The 13933-nt window shown below is 71.9% G+C and carries 15 protein-coding genes; 9 read left to right on the top strand and 6 right to left on the bottom strand.

Going from position 1 to position 13933, the window contains the following annotated elements; translation table 11 throughout:
- Positions 1-3: 3 nt before the first annotated feature.
- Positions 4-756: a TetR/AcrR family transcriptional regulator gene (locus LUM46_RS00310; RefSeq protein WP_274991552.1), complete on the bottom strand. Its 753-nt coding sequence runs from the start codon at positions 754-756 to the stop codon at positions 4-6.
- Positions 757-861: 105 nt separating this feature from the next.
- Here LUM46_RS00310 and LUM46_RS00305 point away from each other — a divergent pair, with 105 nt between their 5' ends.
- From LUM46_RS00305 to LUM46_RS00280, 6 genes are all read left to right on the top strand, one after another.
- A complete protein-coding gene (locus tag LUM46_RS00305; protein ID WP_274991551.1) occupies positions 862-1419 on the top strand; it encodes a nitroreductase family deazaflavin-dependent oxidoreductase in 558 nt (185 codons plus the stop codon).
- Positions 1416-2387 carry an NAD(P)-dependent alcohol dehydrogenase gene (locus LUM46_RS00300; protein WP_274991550.1) on the top strand — a complete coding sequence of 324 codons (972 nt, stop codon included), beginning with the start codon at positions 1416-1418 and terminating at the stop codon, positions 2385-2387. Before LUM46_RS00305 ends, LUM46_RS00300 begins: the two co-directional genes overlap by 4 nt.
- 28 nt (positions 2388-2415) lie before the next feature.
- Complete coding sequence (locus LUM46_RS00295) at positions 2416-3093, top strand: ThuA domain-containing protein (protein ID WP_274991549.1); 678 nt, start codon at positions 2416-2418, stop codon at positions 3091-3093.
- Between the two features lie 33 nt (positions 3094-3126).
- Positions 3127-3870, top strand: a complete 744-nt coding sequence (locus LUM46_RS00290; protein ID WP_274991548.1) for a VOC family protein — start codon at positions 3127-3129, stop codon at positions 3868-3870.
- Between the two features lie 69 nt (positions 3871-3939).
- Complete coding sequence (locus LUM46_RS00285) at positions 3940-4173, top strand: ribbon-helix-helix domain-containing protein (RefSeq protein WP_274991547.1); 234 nt, start codon at positions 3940-3942, stop codon at positions 4171-4173.
- Positions 4160-4510, top strand: coding sequence for a type II toxin-antitoxin system PemK/MazF family toxin (locus LUM46_RS00280; protein ID WP_274991546.1), 351 nt, complete (start codon positions 4160-4162; stop codon positions 4508-4510). The genes LUM46_RS00285 and LUM46_RS00280 overlap by 14 nt, the downstream gene beginning before the upstream one ends.
- A gap of 32 nt (positions 4511-4542) precedes the next feature.
- Here LUM46_RS00280 and LUM46_RS00275 read toward each other — a convergent pair whose 3' ends face one another.
- Both LUM46_RS00275 and LUM46_RS00270 read right to left on the bottom strand, forming a co-directional pair.
- Positions 4543-5022, bottom strand: coding sequence for a tRNA (cytidine(34)-2'-O)-methyltransferase (locus tag LUM46_RS00275; protein ID WP_274992049.1), 480 nt, complete (start codon positions 5020-5022; stop codon positions 4543-4545).
- Between the two features lie 103 nt (positions 5023-5125).
- On the bottom strand, positions 5126-6097 hold the full coding sequence (locus tag LUM46_RS00270) for a zinc-binding dehydrogenase (protein ID WP_274991545.1): 972 nt from the start codon (positions 6095-6097) through the stop codon (positions 5126-5128).
- A gap of 267 nt (positions 6098-6364) precedes the next feature.
- Between LUM46_RS00270 and trpS the strand changes: the two genes are divergently transcribed.
- Positions 6365-7510, top strand: a complete 1146-nt coding sequence (gene trpS, locus LUM46_RS00265) for a tryptophan--tRNA ligase (protein WP_445376103.1) — start codon at positions 6365-6367, stop codon at positions 7508-7510.
- 240 nt (positions 7511-7750) lie between these two features.
- On the opposite strand, the gene LUM46_RS00260 is transcribed toward trpS, so the two are convergent.
- The gene (locus LUM46_RS00260; protein ID WP_274991543.1) at positions 7751-9685 is read right to left on the bottom strand and encodes a phosphoenolpyruvate carboxykinase (GTP); all 1935 of its coding nucleotides are present in this window, start codon (positions 9683-9685) and stop codon (positions 7751-7753) included.
- Positions 9686-9929: 244 nt separating this feature from the next.
- On the opposite strand from LUM46_RS00260, the gene LUM46_RS00255 reads away from it, so the two are divergent.
- Complete coding sequence (locus LUM46_RS00255) at positions 9930-11399, top strand: XRE family transcriptional regulator (protein WP_274991541.1); 1470 nt, start codon at positions 9930-9932, stop codon at positions 11397-11399.
- A 55-nt stretch (positions 11400-11454) separates the two neighbouring features.
- Complete coding sequence (locus LUM46_RS00250; protein ID WP_274991540.1) at positions 11455-12132, top strand: hypothetical protein; 678 nt, start codon at positions 11455-11457, stop codon at positions 12130-12132.
- A gap of 52 nt (positions 12133-12184) precedes the next feature.
- Here LUM46_RS00250 and LUM46_RS00245 read toward each other — a convergent pair whose 3' ends face one another.
- Together LUM46_RS00245 and LUM46_RS00240 are read right to left on the bottom strand one after the other, a co-directional pair.
- On the bottom strand, positions 12185-12475 hold the full coding sequence (locus LUM46_RS00245; RefSeq protein WP_274991539.1) for a hypothetical protein: 291 nt from the start codon (positions 12473-12475) through the stop codon (positions 12185-12187).
- 47 nt (positions 12476-12522) lie between these two features.
- Positions 12523-13818, bottom strand: coding sequence for an alpha/beta fold hydrolase (locus LUM46_RS00240; protein WP_274991538.1), 1296 nt, complete (start codon positions 13816-13818; stop codon positions 12523-12525).
- Positions 13819-13933: the final 115 nt, after the last annotated feature.

Raw genomic sequence — 13933 nt, 5'->3', positions numbered from 1 at the left:
GGGTCAGTGCTGCTCGCGCTCGGCCAGCCGGTCGAGCCCGTCGAGGATGATGTCCAGGCCGAACTCGAACTCGCTCTGGTCGTCGCACCAGCCCAGGGTCGAGCCCGCGCCGTCCTCGTGGCTGACCGCGGCCAGCATCTCCACCATGTGGGGCACCTGTTCGGCCATCTGCATGAGCATCGCGGTCGCGGCGTCGTCGGCGCCCTCGGTGGCACCGCCGCCCGCCGAGCCCGCCGTGGCGCCGTCGGGCTCGAAGAGCTCCTGGGAGAACCCGAGCGCGCGGCTGCCCAGCGCGTGCATGGCGTGGTGGACCAGGTCGTAGGAGAAGCCGCCGTGCCGCATCAGACCGATCAGCGAGTCGTAGTACCGGATGACCGGCAGGCTGAAGGTCTTCCGGGTCTCCAGGACGGTGGACGCCCACCGGTGGCGGAGCAGCACCGCGCGCGCCGTGAGGATCTGCCGGCGCGTCGCAGTCCTCCACGCGGACCGGGGCGCGTCGTCGGCCAGGGGTTCCAGCCGGGCGACGGCGTCCTGGATCTCCACCGCGACGACGTCGACCACACCGTCCAGCAGGTCCTCCTTGTTGGCGACGTGGTGATAGAGCGACATCGCCTCGATCCCGAGCTCGCGGGCCAGGCTGCGCATGGTGAGCGCGCCAAGGCCCTCGCGGTCCGCCAGGTCGACCGCCGACTCGAGCACCCGGGCGCGCGTCAGGGCGCTCCGTGGTGCGGTACCTGCCGTCCGGGGTGAAGTCATGGTGTCGCGATCTTACGTCGGCAGAATCCTTGACGGGCGTGGCGGGCGGTCCTACCTTACGTCGTAAGGCTTACGTCGTGAGCCTCTTCGAGAAGGCGGTACGTCATGTGGGTCTGGGTCCTCTGGGTGGTCGTGGGGCTGCTGGTCATGGCGCTCGGCGGCTTCCTCGCGCTCGTGCTGGTCATGCGCACCAAGAACCGGCGTGGCCTCCTGGTCGTCCGGCGCCTCGGCCGGCGGTTCGGTCGCCCCATCGAGCTGCGGACCGCCGGTGAGCCCGGCGCGTCGGCCGCGGTGATCCGTCACGTCGGGCGCAGGTCGGGCGCGCCCTACGCGACACCGATCGGGGTGTACCCGCTGGACGACGGCTTCCTCGTCTACCTCCCGTACGGCCCGGACGTGGACTGGTTGCGGAACACCCGTGCGGCGGGCTCCGCGGAGCTGCGGGTCGAGGGGCGGACCTACCTGGTGACGCCGCAGATCATCGAGCCGGCCGACGCGCTGCGCCATGTGTCCGCGCGGGACCGCGGGGTCGCTCGCCTCTTCGGCGTCACCGACTTCCTCGTCCTGAGAGGTGCGCCGGTCGCCTCGGGTGACACGGGCCCGGGTGACGCCGGCGCCGGTGGCACCGCCTCGAACGGCACCGCCGCCGGTGGCACCGCGTGAGGGCCGTGGTCCGGGACGGGTACGGCCCGGTGGACGTTCTCCGGGTGGCCACGGTCGGGGACCCGGAGCCGGGCCCTGGTGAGGTCGTGGTCCGGGTCGCTGTCGCCTCCCTGAACATGGCAGACCTCGACCACCTGCTCGGTCGCCCGCGCGTCGCCCGCCTCGGCACCGGCCTCCTCCGGCCGAACCACCGCCGGGTGGGGATCGACGTCGCCGGGACGGTCGAGACGGTCGGGCCGGACGTCGCCGGGCTCCGGCCGGGCGACCGCGTCTGGGCCGACCTGTTCGAGGACGGGCACGGTGCGCTCGCGGACCGGGTGCGCGCCCCGGCGTCGGCCCTGTCGCCGCTGCCTGACGGCGTCCCGTTCGACGTCGCCGCCACCGTCCCGCACTCGGGGTCGCTCGCGCTGCAGGGTCTGCGGGCCGCCGGCCGGATCCGGCCGGGCGAGCGGGTGCTGGTCAACGGGGCCGGTGGCTGCGTGGGGCCGTTCGCCGTGCAGATCGCGAAGGCGCGGGGCGCCGTCGTGACCGCCGTGGACCACGGCGACAAGCTCGACCTCCTGCGGGAGCTCGGCGCGGACGAGGTCGTCGACCACACCCGGGAGGACGTCACGCGCGGCGACCGGCGGTGGGACGTCGTCCTCGACATCGCCGACACCCGGACGGTGCCGGCGCTCCGGCGCACCCTGGCGCCGGGCGGGCGTTACGTGCTGATCGCCCGGCGGATCGGCTCGTTCGCGGAGAAGGCCCTGCTCGGTCCGGTCGTCGGCCGGCTGACGGGCACCCGGATGGGCGTGTTCGCCTGGCGCGCGAACCGGCGGGCCGACCTGGCCGAGCTCGCCGGGCTCCTGACCACCGGCGCCGTCGTGCCGCGGATCGACCGGCGCTACGAGCTCGCCGACACGGTGGAGGCGTTCCGCCGGCTCGGGTCGGGTGCCGCACGGGGCAAGATCCTGGTGGTGCCGTAGGTCGCCGTCGTCGTGGCAGGATCGCACCGTGACGACGAAGCGCATCCTCATCCTTGCCGGCCGCGGACGTTACGAGGACCCCTGGCACGACCACGCGGCGACGTCGCACGTGGTCGCCGGCATCGTCGGTGACCTGGGCGTCGTCGAGGTGCGAGGGCTCTTCCGGGACGCGCTGGACGACCTCGACGAGGTGGACCTGCTGGTCGTGAACGGCGGCTCGGGCCGCCGCGACGCGGACTTCGACGGGTCCGACGACGACTGGCTCGGCTTCCACACCCGGCTGGCGGACTGGGCGCGGGCCGGGGGCGCCGTCCTCGGGCTGCACCAGGCGGCGAACACGTTCTACGACGCGCCCGACTGGTCAGCGGTGCTCGGCGGGCGGTGGGTGCCCGGCGAGTCGATGCACCCGCCGATCGGGCCGGCGCGGTTCGACCTGGCCCCCGGACATCCGGTCACGGACGGCCTGGGTGCCGTCGAGGCCTTCGACGAGCGGTACTGCCTGCTGCGGGTGGCGGCGGGCACGCGGGTTCTCGGCACCACTCCCGACGACGACGGCGTCGAGCAGCCCGTCCTGTGGGTGAACGAGGCGCACGGCGGCCGCAGCGTCTACTCGGCGCTGGGGCACGACACGCGGTCGTTCGCGTCGGACGGGCACCGGGAGCTCCTCCGCCGGTCGGCGTCCTGGCTGCTCTCGTCAACGGGTTGACCTCAACCATGGTTGGGGTTGTTGGCTGGGCGCATGGAGATCATGAGCGTCGACACGGTGACCCGCTCGACGGCGGAGACAGCCGCGTACTACGAGACGGTCCTCGGGCTCCCGGTGCGGAAAGAGATCGGCGCGGTGGAGGTCGCCGTCGGGCGAGCGGTCATCCGGTTCCGGGAGGATCCTGAGGCCGAGGGCGACCAGCACTACGCCTTCCTCGTCGACGACGCACGGTTCGATGCGGCTCGAGCCTTCCTCGAGGCAGGCCCGGGCCTGCTCGGCGACGGCGACCGCACCGAGTTCGAGGCGCAGCAGGCCTGGAACGCGCGGTCGCTCTACTTCCCGGGCCCGGACCGGTCGGTGCTCGAGGTCATCGCGCGCCGTGATCTCTTCCCAGACCTGGGCGCCGAGCGCGTGTCGGGGGCGAAGGCCTCGAGCCCGTACGCGCCCGGCGCCCAGCCTGTCCCGTTCGGGCCCGCCGACCTGCTCTCCGTGAGCGAGGTAGGCGTCGCCGTGCCCGACGTCGCAGGCACCGCCGACCGCCTCACCGAAGCCGGCATCGGCCGGTACCCGGACGGGTCGGAGACGTTCTCCCCGGCGGGGCACATCGACGGCATGCTCATCCTGGTCAGCCCTGGCCGCACCTGGTTCCCGACGTCGGAGCGGGTGGCGGCTGAGCCACCCGTCACGATCGTGGCGCAGGCTGGGGCGGCGAGCCCGGGTGTGGTGCCCGGGAGGTACGAGCTTGCGCCGAGTCGGGTGCTCGTCGTTCGGCCGTAGCCGTAGCGCCGACGCCATCGGGGTGCTACCCCTGGTCGAGAATAGGATGCTTCAGGTAGGATCATTGGTATGAAGGTTAGTGTGAGCATCCCGGAGCAGGATCTACGGTTCCTGGACGACTATGCGGAGGACAAAGGGCTTGGCTCAAGGTCGGCCGCCGTCCATGAGGCGATCGTCGCGCTTCGACAGATGGCGCTCACGCTTGAGGCCGAGCAGGCGATCACAGAGTGGTATGACTCAGGCGAGGCCGAGGTCTGGGACGTGACAGTGGCCGACGGGTTGGAGTCCGATGTACCGCGGTGAGATCTGGTACGCGGACCTCGACCCGGTTCGGGGGTCAGAGGCAAACAAGGTTCGGCCGGTCGTGATCGTGTCGAACGACGCGTACAACGCGGCGGCTCGTCGGCTCGGGCGCGGGGTGCTGACGGTGGTGCCACTGACAAGCAACGTCAAGCGGGTGCACTCGTTCCAGACCCTTGTCTCGAAGCAGGGCTCGGGCCTGCCCGTCGACTCCAAGGCACAGGCAGAACAGGTGCGTTCGGTCGACATGGTCCGCCTGGTGAACCGTGTCGGGAAGCTGTCCGCTGAGGAGGCAGCTGAGCTCGACGATGCTTTACTCATCCACCTCGGGATCGCGTGACCATCTGCGACGTGCGCAACGACCGATGCCCGTCACGCCCCCTCGGCGAACCCCGTCTGCCGCCACACCTCGTACACCGCGATCGACGCCGCGTTCGTCAGGTTGAGCGACCGGCGCCCGGGCAGCATCGGGATGCGCAGCTCGTCGGTGACGCGCGGGTGCGACAGCGCCTCGGGCGGCAGGCCGGTGGGCTCCGGCCCGAACAGCAGGATGTCCCCCGGCCGGTACCCGACATCGGTGTAGCGCGTGGTCGCTCGGGTGGTGAACGCGAAGACGCGCGCCTCGGGCAGGGCGTCGAGCGCGGCGTCGAGCGACGGGTGCACGTCCATGACGGCGAGGTCGTGGTAGTCCAGACCCGCTCGCTTCAGCTTGGCCTCGGACAGGTCGAAGCCGAGCGGCTCCACCAGGTGCAGCCGGGCCCCGGTGACCGCCGCGAGCCGGATCGCCGACCCGGTGTTGCCGGGGATGCGAGGCTCGAAGTAGACGATGTGAGCAAGCGGGTTCTCGGGCAGCGCGGGGGCATCGGCGGAGTGCGGCACGGGTCCATTCTCGCTGCCCGACGGCGGGACGTCGTCCCGCCGTCGGGCATGTGCTCGGTGCCTGCGCGGCCGCCGGTCACATCAGCAGCAGCGACTTCCCGAGCGTGGCCCGCTCCGCGAGCGAGGTGTGCGCCGCCGCGGCGTCGGCCAGGGGGAACGTCGCGCCGATCGTGGGGCGTATCCGGCCCGCGGCGGCGAGCTCCAGGACCTGCGTCAGCAGGGTGCGGACGAGCTCCGGGTCCGGAGTGCCGCCCGCGAGCTCGTTGATCACCTCGATCTCCCGCTTCTGAGCCAGGAGCGGGTCGACCTCCGCGAACCGCCCGCCCGAGGTGCCGTAGGTGACGAAACGGCCGCCGTCGGCCACCGTCTCGAAGACCTGCTCCCCGAGCGCGGCGCCTGCGCCGTCGAGTGCGAGGGCGACGCCGGACCCGCCGGTCGCCGCGCGGACCCGGTCGATCCAGCCGGCCTCGGAGTAGTCCACGGCCACCTCGGCGCCGAGCTCGCGGGTCAGGTTCAGCTTCCGTTCGCCGCGGGCCGCGGCCACGACCCGAGCACCGGCGTCGCGCAGGAGCTGGACCGCGAGGGACCCGGCGCCACCGGCCGCGGCGGCCACCAGGACCCAGGCGCCCTCCACGACGTCCGCCGGCGCGTGCCGGGCCAGCCGCAGCGCCGTCACGCCGTCGCTGAGGAGGGCCGCGGCCTCGGGCAGACCCAGCCCGTCGGGCACCGGCATGACGTCACCGAGCTCCGCTGCCACCAGCTCGGCGTAGGCCGGCCCGCTCACGACGACCCGGCGTCCGACCCAACCAGGGTCCACGTCGCTGCCCACGGAGTCCACGGTCCCGGCGCCGCCGAATCCGGGCACGTACGGCGGGTCCAGCGGGAACATCTCGCCTCCCCACCCGCCACGCAGCAGGGTGTCCAGGAAGATCACGTCTGCAGCAGCCAGCCGGACCACCACCTGCCCCGGACCTGCTACCGGATCGGGGATCTCGCGCTGGACCAGCACCTCGGGCCCACCGAACTCCTGCACCTGAACAGCCCGCATACGGCCTCCTTCGTCACGGCCGGCCCGTGCGGCCGACGTCGTGCAGCCACGCTAAGACCTCAACTTTGATTGAGGTCAAGGCCTGTGCGCGCAGACCCGGTCCCGCTATCCTGGCCGCATGACGCACGGGCTCAACTGGTGGCGGCTGCACCCGCAGCCGTGACCTGACGCGCCCACCCGCACAGAAGTCCCGAGCTGCTCACCGCAGCCCGGGACTTTTCTGCGCCCGACGCCGTCCGTGGGCAGCTCCCTGACCGAGGAGATCCCATGTCCACCGCCACGCCCGAGGCGACCATGCCGACGTCGGCCACCCCGCACGAGCCGAGCACCCCCGTCCCGGGTAGCACCACCCGCTCCGCCGCAGCCGCGCGCGAGCGCACCGCGGTCCTGGAGGACCTGATCGCCCGGAACCCGGGGGAGTACCGCGTCCTGACCGGGGACCGCCCGACCGGCGCGCTGCACCTCGGGCACCTGCTCGGCACCGTCGGCAACCGCGTACGCCTGCAGAACCTGGGCGTCGAGGTGTTCCTGATCGTCGCGGACTACCAGGTCATCACCGACCGGGACGACGCCGGAGACCTGCCCGCGACCGTCCGCGAGGTGCTGCTCGACTATCTCGCGGCCGGCCTCGACCCCGAGCGCAGCACGGTCTTCACGCACTCGGCTGTGCCCGCCCTGAACCAGCTGCTGCTGCCGTTCCTGTCGCTGGTCACCGTCGCGGAGCTGGAGCGGAATCCCACCGTCAAGGCCGAGGCGGAGGCCGCCCTGCTGCGTCAGAAGCGCGGCATCTCCGGGCTGCTCCTCACCTATCCGGTGCACCAGGCCGCCGACATCCTGTTCTGCCACGGCAACCTCGTGCCCGTCGGTGTCGACCAGCTGCCGCACCTCGAGATGACGCGCACCATCGCGCGGCGGTTCAACCAGCGGTACGCGGCGGCCCGGCCGTACTTCCCCGAGCCGGACGCGCTCATCGCGCCGTCGACCACCGTGCTCGGCAGCGACGGGCGCCGGATGTCGAAGTCGCGCGGGAACGCGCTCGAGCTGCGCGCGACCGAGGACGAGACCGTGGCGTACTTCCGGCGCGCCAGGACGGACGCCGACCGCGTGATCACCTACGAGCCGGAGCGGCGGCCGGAGATCGCGAACCTGCTCCAGGTCGGCGCGTACTTCACCGGGACGTCGCCGGAGGTGCTCGCGGACGAGGTCGGCTCGGCCGGCGCGGGCCGGCTCAAGACGGTGGTCACCGAGGCGGTGGTGGAGGGCCTGCGCCCCCTCCGGGCCCGACGCCGCGAGCTCGCCTCGGCGGGGCCCCGGCACCTCGCCGAGGTGCTCGCCCAGGGCAACGCCCGGGCGAACGCGATAGCGGACCGCACCCTGGACGACGTCAGGACCCTGATGAACATGCGCTACTGACCCGGCGCCGGCGACCCCTCGCGCTTCCGGTGCCCACGCGCCCCACATCTTCGAGGTCTAAGTTTCTCCCCTCTGAACTGTTTCAGAACGGAGAAACTTAGACCTCGAAGGTGAGATGGACGTGAGGGCGCAGAAACCCGGCCGGGATGCCTCAATAACCCGGCCGGGAACCGGCTCGAACGGCTGACGGCGCTACGGGTAGCCACCCGAGGAAGTCGTCGCGCCGTCAGCCGCCCGAAATCAACGGGCCAGACGCTCCTTGAGAGCCTCCAGCTGGGCGTGCAGCTCGGCCGGGGTGTGGTCGCCGAACTGGGCGAAGAACTCCTCGGTCAGCTCGGCCTCGGCCTGCCACGGCGCGGTGGGGACGTCGAAGAGGGCTGCCATGTCGGCGTCGGGCACGTCGATGCCGTCCAGGTTCAGCGCGCCCGGTGCGGGCACGCTGCCCACCGGGGTCGCCACGGAGACGTCCTCGCGGAGGCCACGCTCTGCCTCGACCTGGCGGACCATCCACTCGACGACGCGCGAGTTCTCGCCGAAGCCTGGCCACAGGAACCGGCCGTCGTCCCCCTTGCGGAACCAGTTCACCTGGAAGATCCGCGGCCGCTTCGACTCCGCGATGCCCGCGCCGACCTCCAGCCAGTGCGCCCAGTGGTCCGCCATGTTGTAGCCGCAGAACGGGAGCATCGCGAAGGGGTCGCGGCGCAGCTCGCCGAGCGCGCCCTCGGCCGCCGCCGTGCGCTCCGACGAGATGGTGGCGCCCATGAACACGCCGTGCTCCCAGCTGAACGACTGGGCCACGAGCGGCACGTTCGTGGCGCGGCGCCCGCCGAAGACGATGGCGTCGACCGGCACGCCGGCCGGGTCCTCCCACGTGTCCGCGATGGTGGGGCACTGGGCCGCCGACACGGTGAAGCGCGAGTTCGGGTGGGCTGCGGGGCGCTCGTCGGCGTCGGCGGGCGTCCAGTCGTTGCCCTGCCAGTCGACCAGGTGCTCCGGCGCCTCGGGCGTCAGGCCCTCCCACCAGACGTCGCCGTCGTCGGTCAGCGCGACGTTCGTGAAGATGGTGTCGCGGTCGAAGGTGGCGACGGCGGTCGGGTTGGTGTCGATGCCGGTGCCCGGTGCGACGCCGAAGAAGCCGGCCTCCGGGTTGATGGCGCGCAGCGTGCCGTCGGGGCCGGGGCGCATCCAGACGATGTCGTCACCGAGGGTCTCGACCTTCCAGCCCGGGATGGTGGGCTGCAGCATCGCGAGGTTCGTCTTGCCGCACGCGCTCGGGAAGGCGGCGGCCAGGTGGTACTGGCGCTGCTCGGGCGAGGTGACGCGGATGAGCAGCATGTGCTCGGCGAGCCAGCCCTCGTCGTGCGCCATCGCCGAGGCGATCCGCAGCGCGAAGCACTTCTTGCCGAGCAGGGCGTTGCCGCCGTAGCCGGAGCCGTACGACCAGATCTCACGGGTCTCCGGGAACTGCACGATGTACTTGGTGTCGCTGCACGGCCAGGCCACGTCCGCCTCGTCGTCGGCCAGGGGTGCACCCACCGAGTGCACCGCCGGGACCCACTGCTGCCCGGCGTCGATGAGTTCCAGGACCTCGGCGGACACGCGCGTCATGACGTGCATCGAGACGACGACGTACGGCGAGTCGGTGATCTCGATGCCCACCTGCGAGATGGGACCGCCGACGGGGCCCATCGAGAACGGCACCACGTACATGGTGCGGCCCTTCATCGAGCCCGCGAAGACGCCCTTCAGCTCGGTGCGCATCTCGTCCGGGGCCACCCAGTTGTTGGTGGGGCCGGCGTCCTCCTCGTCCTGCGAGCAGATGAACGTGCGCGACTCGACGCGGGCGACGTCGGCGGGATGGGAGCGCGCCAGGTAGGAGCCTGGGCGCTTCTCCTGGTTGAGCTCGATCAGCGTGCCTGCTGCCAGCATCTGGTCGATGAGGCGCTGCTTCTCCTCGGCGGAGCCGTCGCACCAGACGATCTCGTCCGGCTGGGTGAGCTCGGCAACGTTCGCCACCCAGGCGCGCACGTCCTGCTCTCCGACGGGCGGCACGGCCCGCAGCGGTGCCTCGGAGGACGTGCCCTCGGAGGACGTGCTGGAGCCCTGGCCGGTCGTCATCTCGGAGACGAGCTCGGCGACGAGCCGGGTTCGGCGGGGGTTCGCGAGGACGGACATGTGCGCTCCGATCGTCGTACGGCTGGCCACGGTGGCGGGCTTGTTTCCACTCTTGTGTGTTGATCCGTCCAAATTCCAGTCCTCGGGTTGTCAAGAATCGCGAATCTTCACGTATCGTGAAGGACAGGGTTCCTGTTGCCGGGTCACACCCACCCACGACGCGGTTGTGGGCGTGATCGTTGCGACGACCTGTCCGTCCGAGGCGCGACGATCGCGCCCACGAGCAAGAGCTGGAGGAGGGGTGATGGGGAGCGGAGCGGAGACGGATCTGATCACGCTGGGGCGCCGTATCCGGCACCTGCGCACGGCGCAAGGGCTCACCCTCGACGCGCTCGGCGAGAAGGTGGGCTCGGCGCCCAGCCTCCTGTCGCTCGTGGAGAACGGGCGGCGCGAACCGCGCCTCGGGCTCCTGAGGTCGATCGCGGAAGCGCTCGGCGTGCCGATGAGCGAGCTGCTCAGCGCGGAGCCGCCGTCCCGCCGCGCGGCCCTGGAGATCGCGCTCGACCGGGCGCAGCGTGGTCCGCTGTTCACCACCCTCGGCGTGCCCGCCGTCAAACCCAGCCAGAAGCTGCCGATGCCCGTGCTCGAGCAGCTCGTAGGCCTGCACGACGAGCTGGCCCGCCGCGAGCAGATGGCTATCGCGACACCCGAGGAGGCGCGCCGTGCCAACACCGAGCTGCGCCTCGAGCGGGAGGCCCGCGACAACCACTACCCGCAGTTCGAGGCGGTGGCGGAACAGCTGGTCAAGGCGGCCGGGTACACCGGGGGTGCCCTGACGCACCGCACGGTGGCGCGGATGGCGGAACAGATGGGCTTCACGCTGCTGCACGTGGACGACCTGCCGCGGTCGGCCCGCTCCGTGACCGACCTGCGCAACGGGCGGATCTACCTGCCTCCCGCGTCGACTCCCGGTGGTCACGGGCTGCGGTCGCTCGCCCTGCAGGCGCTCGCGCACCGCGTGCTCGAGCACGACCGGCCGCGCTCCTACGGCGAGTTCCTGCGCCAGCGCGTCGAGATCACCTACTTCGCCGCGGCGTGCCTCGCGCCGCAGTTCGTGGCGGTGCCGTTCCTGGAGGCGCACAAGCGGGAGCGTGACCTCGCCGTCGAGGACTTCCGCGACGCCTTCGGCATCACGCACGAGGCCGCCGCGATGCGGCTCACCAACCTCGCGACGCACCACCTCGGCATCCCGCTGCACTTCCTGCGGGTCGGGGCCGACGGCGCGCTCTTCCGTGGCTACGCGAACGACGGCCTGCCCTTCCCGCAGGACGTCACAGGTGCGATCGAGGGCCAGCTGATCTGCCGGCGCTGGGCAGCGCGCGAGGCGTTCGAGCGGCGCGACCGGGCCACCGAGTTCTACCAGTACACGGACACGCCCGCCGGGACCTTCTGGTGCTCCACCCAGACCGGCTCCATGTCGCCGTCGGGCGGGCCGGACGGCGGGTCCGGTGCGTTCTCCATCACCGTGGGCGTGCCCTACGCCCACGCCAAGTGGTTCCGCGGGCGCGACACCCAGGTGCGGCGCAGCTCCACGTGCCCGGACCCGGCGTGCTGCCAGCGTCCGGCGCCGGAGCTCACCGCGCGCTGGTCGGGCGAGGCCTGGCCGTCCGGGCGCATGCACCAGCAGATCCTCGCCGCTCTGCCGCGGGGTGCGTTCCCCGGCGTCGACGACGCCGAGGTGTACGCGTTCCTGGACAAGCACGCGCCCGAATGACGGTTTCACGGTGTATCGCGCGTTCCGGGCGGCCGCCGGGTTAGCGTAGGCAACCGTGGCATCGAATCTGGCTTGCATCGGACTGGACGGCTGGCGACGTAGCGACTTCCGCGACATGGTGGCGGCGGCCCGCTCCGAGGCGGAGACCATCGCCAAGGACGGCGAGGTCGGGGTCCACATCTGGACCGACGTGTCCGGTGCCCGCCTGATCATCACCACCGAGGGCGACCTGGTCCGAGTGGTGACGCCCACGTTCTACGCGGCGCCCGGCGCCATCATCTCCGAGCCGCAGGCCGTCGACGGCGGGCTGGTGCTCGCCGAGCTCGTGAACCAGGACGACGAGGTCATCACCGAGATCGCCTGCCAGCTCGAGGAGCTCGCCCTGCTCGGCTCGGCCGCGCCACCCGTCGAGGGCCCGGTGTCCATCGTCGTGCTGGGCAACTCGGTCCAGGTGCTCGGCCGCGCCGACACCCACGTGCCGGAGCTCGTCTTCGAGCCCACCGGGGCGTACGCCCTCTCGACCGATGCCGTGGCACACCTGACCGGGGTGGTGCTCGCGATCGAGCAACGCACGGTCAGCCGCACCGGTCAGGGCTTCACCGCCGCGCGCGTGCAGACCGACGGGTTCCAGGTCACCCTCTGCGTCCCGGCGGGCAAGCCGGCGCTGTCGACGGGCGACATCCTCGACGTGACCGGCTACGTCGTCGCGTCGATCCCGGCCCTGCGCGGCTGACCGCCGTCGACGAGGCCGAGCGTAGGAGCGCCGTCCGCGAGGGCCGGTGGGTTCAGCTCAGTTCGGAGACGGAGGCTGCCACGGCGACCGCCAGCAGGATCGCCGGCCAGATCAGTGCGCGCCCCGTGCGTCGCCGGATGCCGATGACGAGCGCGACGACGAGGACCGGCGCGGCGACGACGCGCGAGACCAGGTAGGCACCGTCGACTCCCGCGAAGTGGTCGATGAGCGACCCTGCCACCAGGATGGCGAGGGCGATGCTGGTGATGACGGTGACCGGGGTGCTCCGGTCGCTCGCCGAGGTCTTGGTGTCGACACCCTCTGGGGTCGGGTCGTTGGTCATGGCTTCCCTTGTTCGGGTTGGATCCGGTGTCGGCGGGCGGCGTCTGCTCAGCGGAGCGGGCCGCCCCGGGCGTCCAGGCGGTCCAGCAGCCGTGACAGCACGTCGCCCAGGCGCAGGCCGTCGTGCTCGAACTCGTTGGTGACCCAGGGTTCGACGCTGCCCACGTGCGCCGCGGTCTCGAGCGAGAGGGCCGAGTCCACGAACATGTCGTCGAAGTACACCGCGGCCTCCACGGGCACCTCGTTCTCGGCAAGGCGGCGCAGGTCGTACAGGTCGCGCCAGTGCTGCCGTTCCGCGAGGGCGTGCGCGGCCGCCTCGAACGGGCGTAGGGCGTTGATCTCGGCGAACATCCAGGGGTAGATCATCTCGCCGGTCATCAGCAGCGGGCGGGCGTCCTCGGCGAAGGCCGGATCGGCGTCGCGCACGGACTGGGCGGCCCACGCGGTCGGGCCGGTGTGGGACTGGGCGTAGATCGACTCGTGCAGCACCGCGTACAGCGGGTTGGTCGCGAACGACGTCTCGGCCGCGACGGTGGCGAGGAACGTGTCGCTCAGCGCTCCGCCGTGCGGGGAGTCGAACGCCTCGTCGACGGCCCAGTGCACCCGTTCGAACCCGGGCTGCATGCCGAAGTCCATGCCGAGCGTCTGGAACCGGCGAGTGGTGAGCGTGTCGCCGTCGGGCGCGGTCACGGCGCCGGTGGAGAGGCGGTCGGCGATGCGGCCGAGCGTCTTGACCGCGTGCGGGTAGCGCCCACGGAACCGCTCGTTCTTGGCGACCACGCGCGGCTGGGTGCGCTCGTAGACCTCGCGGGCCGACGCCGTGAGGCCGGGCAGGCCGCCGGTGACCAGGCTCGCGTTCAGGCCCTCGGGCGCGAACGACAGGTACGTCATCGTGATGAACCCGCCGTACGACTGGCCCAGGGAGGTCCAGCGGCGACCGCCGAACAGTGTCTTCCGGACGTGCTCGGCGTCGCGCACGATGTTGTCCGCGCGGAAGTGGCTGAGGTACTCCGCCTGCTCCTCCGCGGTGCCGATCGCACGGAGCGAGGCCGCCCGGACCGCGGTGGAGCGCCCGGTGCCACGCTGGTCCAGCAGCACCACGCGGAAGCGCTTGAGCGCGGTGCCGACCCAGCCGTCCGGACCGGTCGGTCGCGGGCCCTTGCCGCCGGGGCCGCCCTGCAGGAACACCAGGAGCGGCAGGTCCTCGGTGCGACGGGCAGGATCCACGAGCTCGCGGGCGAACACGGAGAGGGTGGGAGAGCCGTCGGGCTGGGACCAGTCCAGGGGGACGTCGACGGAGTGGTCGGTGATGTGGACGCCGGGAAGAGTGTAGCTGATGGGCACGGGCTCACGCTATCGGTGCTCGCCAAGCCTTCAGCAAGAAGTGTCCTTGTTGAAGGCTATGGCGCCGGACGGCGCTGCCCGGGGTGCGCTGATCACAGGTCGATATACTTGTCGT

Origin of the sequence: Promicromonospora iranensis, assembly GCF_028994805.1 — a bacterium.
Classification (GTDB): Bacteria; Actinomycetota; Actinomycetes; order Actinomycetales; family Cellulomonadaceae; genus Promicromonospora; species Promicromonospora iranensis.
The sequence above is the reverse complement of the archived record's forward strand: the minus strand, read 5'-3'. Positions and strand labels throughout refer to the sequence as shown.

Coding starts and splice junctions, on each gene's coding strand:
- LUM46_RS00260 (WP_274991543.1), bottom strand. CDS start 9,685: ATGTCCGTCCTCGCGAACCCCCGCCGAACCCGGCTCGTCGCCGAGCTC.
- LUM46_RS00255 (WP_274991541.1), top strand. CDS start 9,930: ATGGGGAGCGGAGCGGAGACGGATCTGATCACGCTGGGGCGCCGTATC.
- LUM46_RS00285 (WP_274991547.1), top strand. CDS start 3,940: ATGAAGGTTAGTGTGAGCATCCCGGAGCAGGATCTACGGTTCCTGGAC.
- LUM46_RS00310 (WP_274991552.1), bottom strand. CDS start 756: ATGACTTCACCCCGGACGGCAGGTACCGCACCACGGAGCGCCCTGACG.
- LUM46_RS00305 (WP_274991551.1), top strand. CDS start 862: ATGTGGGTCTGGGTCCTCTGGGTGGTCGTGGGGCTGCTGGTCATGGCG.
- LUM46_RS00245 (WP_274991539.1), bottom strand. CDS start 12,475: ATGACCAACGACCCGACCCCAGAGGGTGTCGACACCAAGACCTCGGCG.
- LUM46_RS00290 (WP_274991548.1), top strand. CDS start 3,127: ATGGAGATCATGAGCGTCGACACGGTGACCCGCTCGACGGCGGAGACA.
- trpS (WP_445376103.1), top strand. CDS start 6,365: ATGTCCACCGCCACGCCCGAGGCGACCATGCCGACGTCGGCCACCCCG.
- LUM46_RS00270 (WP_274991545.1), bottom strand. CDS start 6,097: ATGCGGGCTGTTCAGGTGCAGGAGTTCGGTGGGCCCGAGGTGCTGGTC.
- LUM46_RS00280 (WP_274991546.1), top strand. CDS start 4,160: ATGTACCGCGGTGAGATCTGGTACGCGGACCTCGACCCGGTTCGGGGG.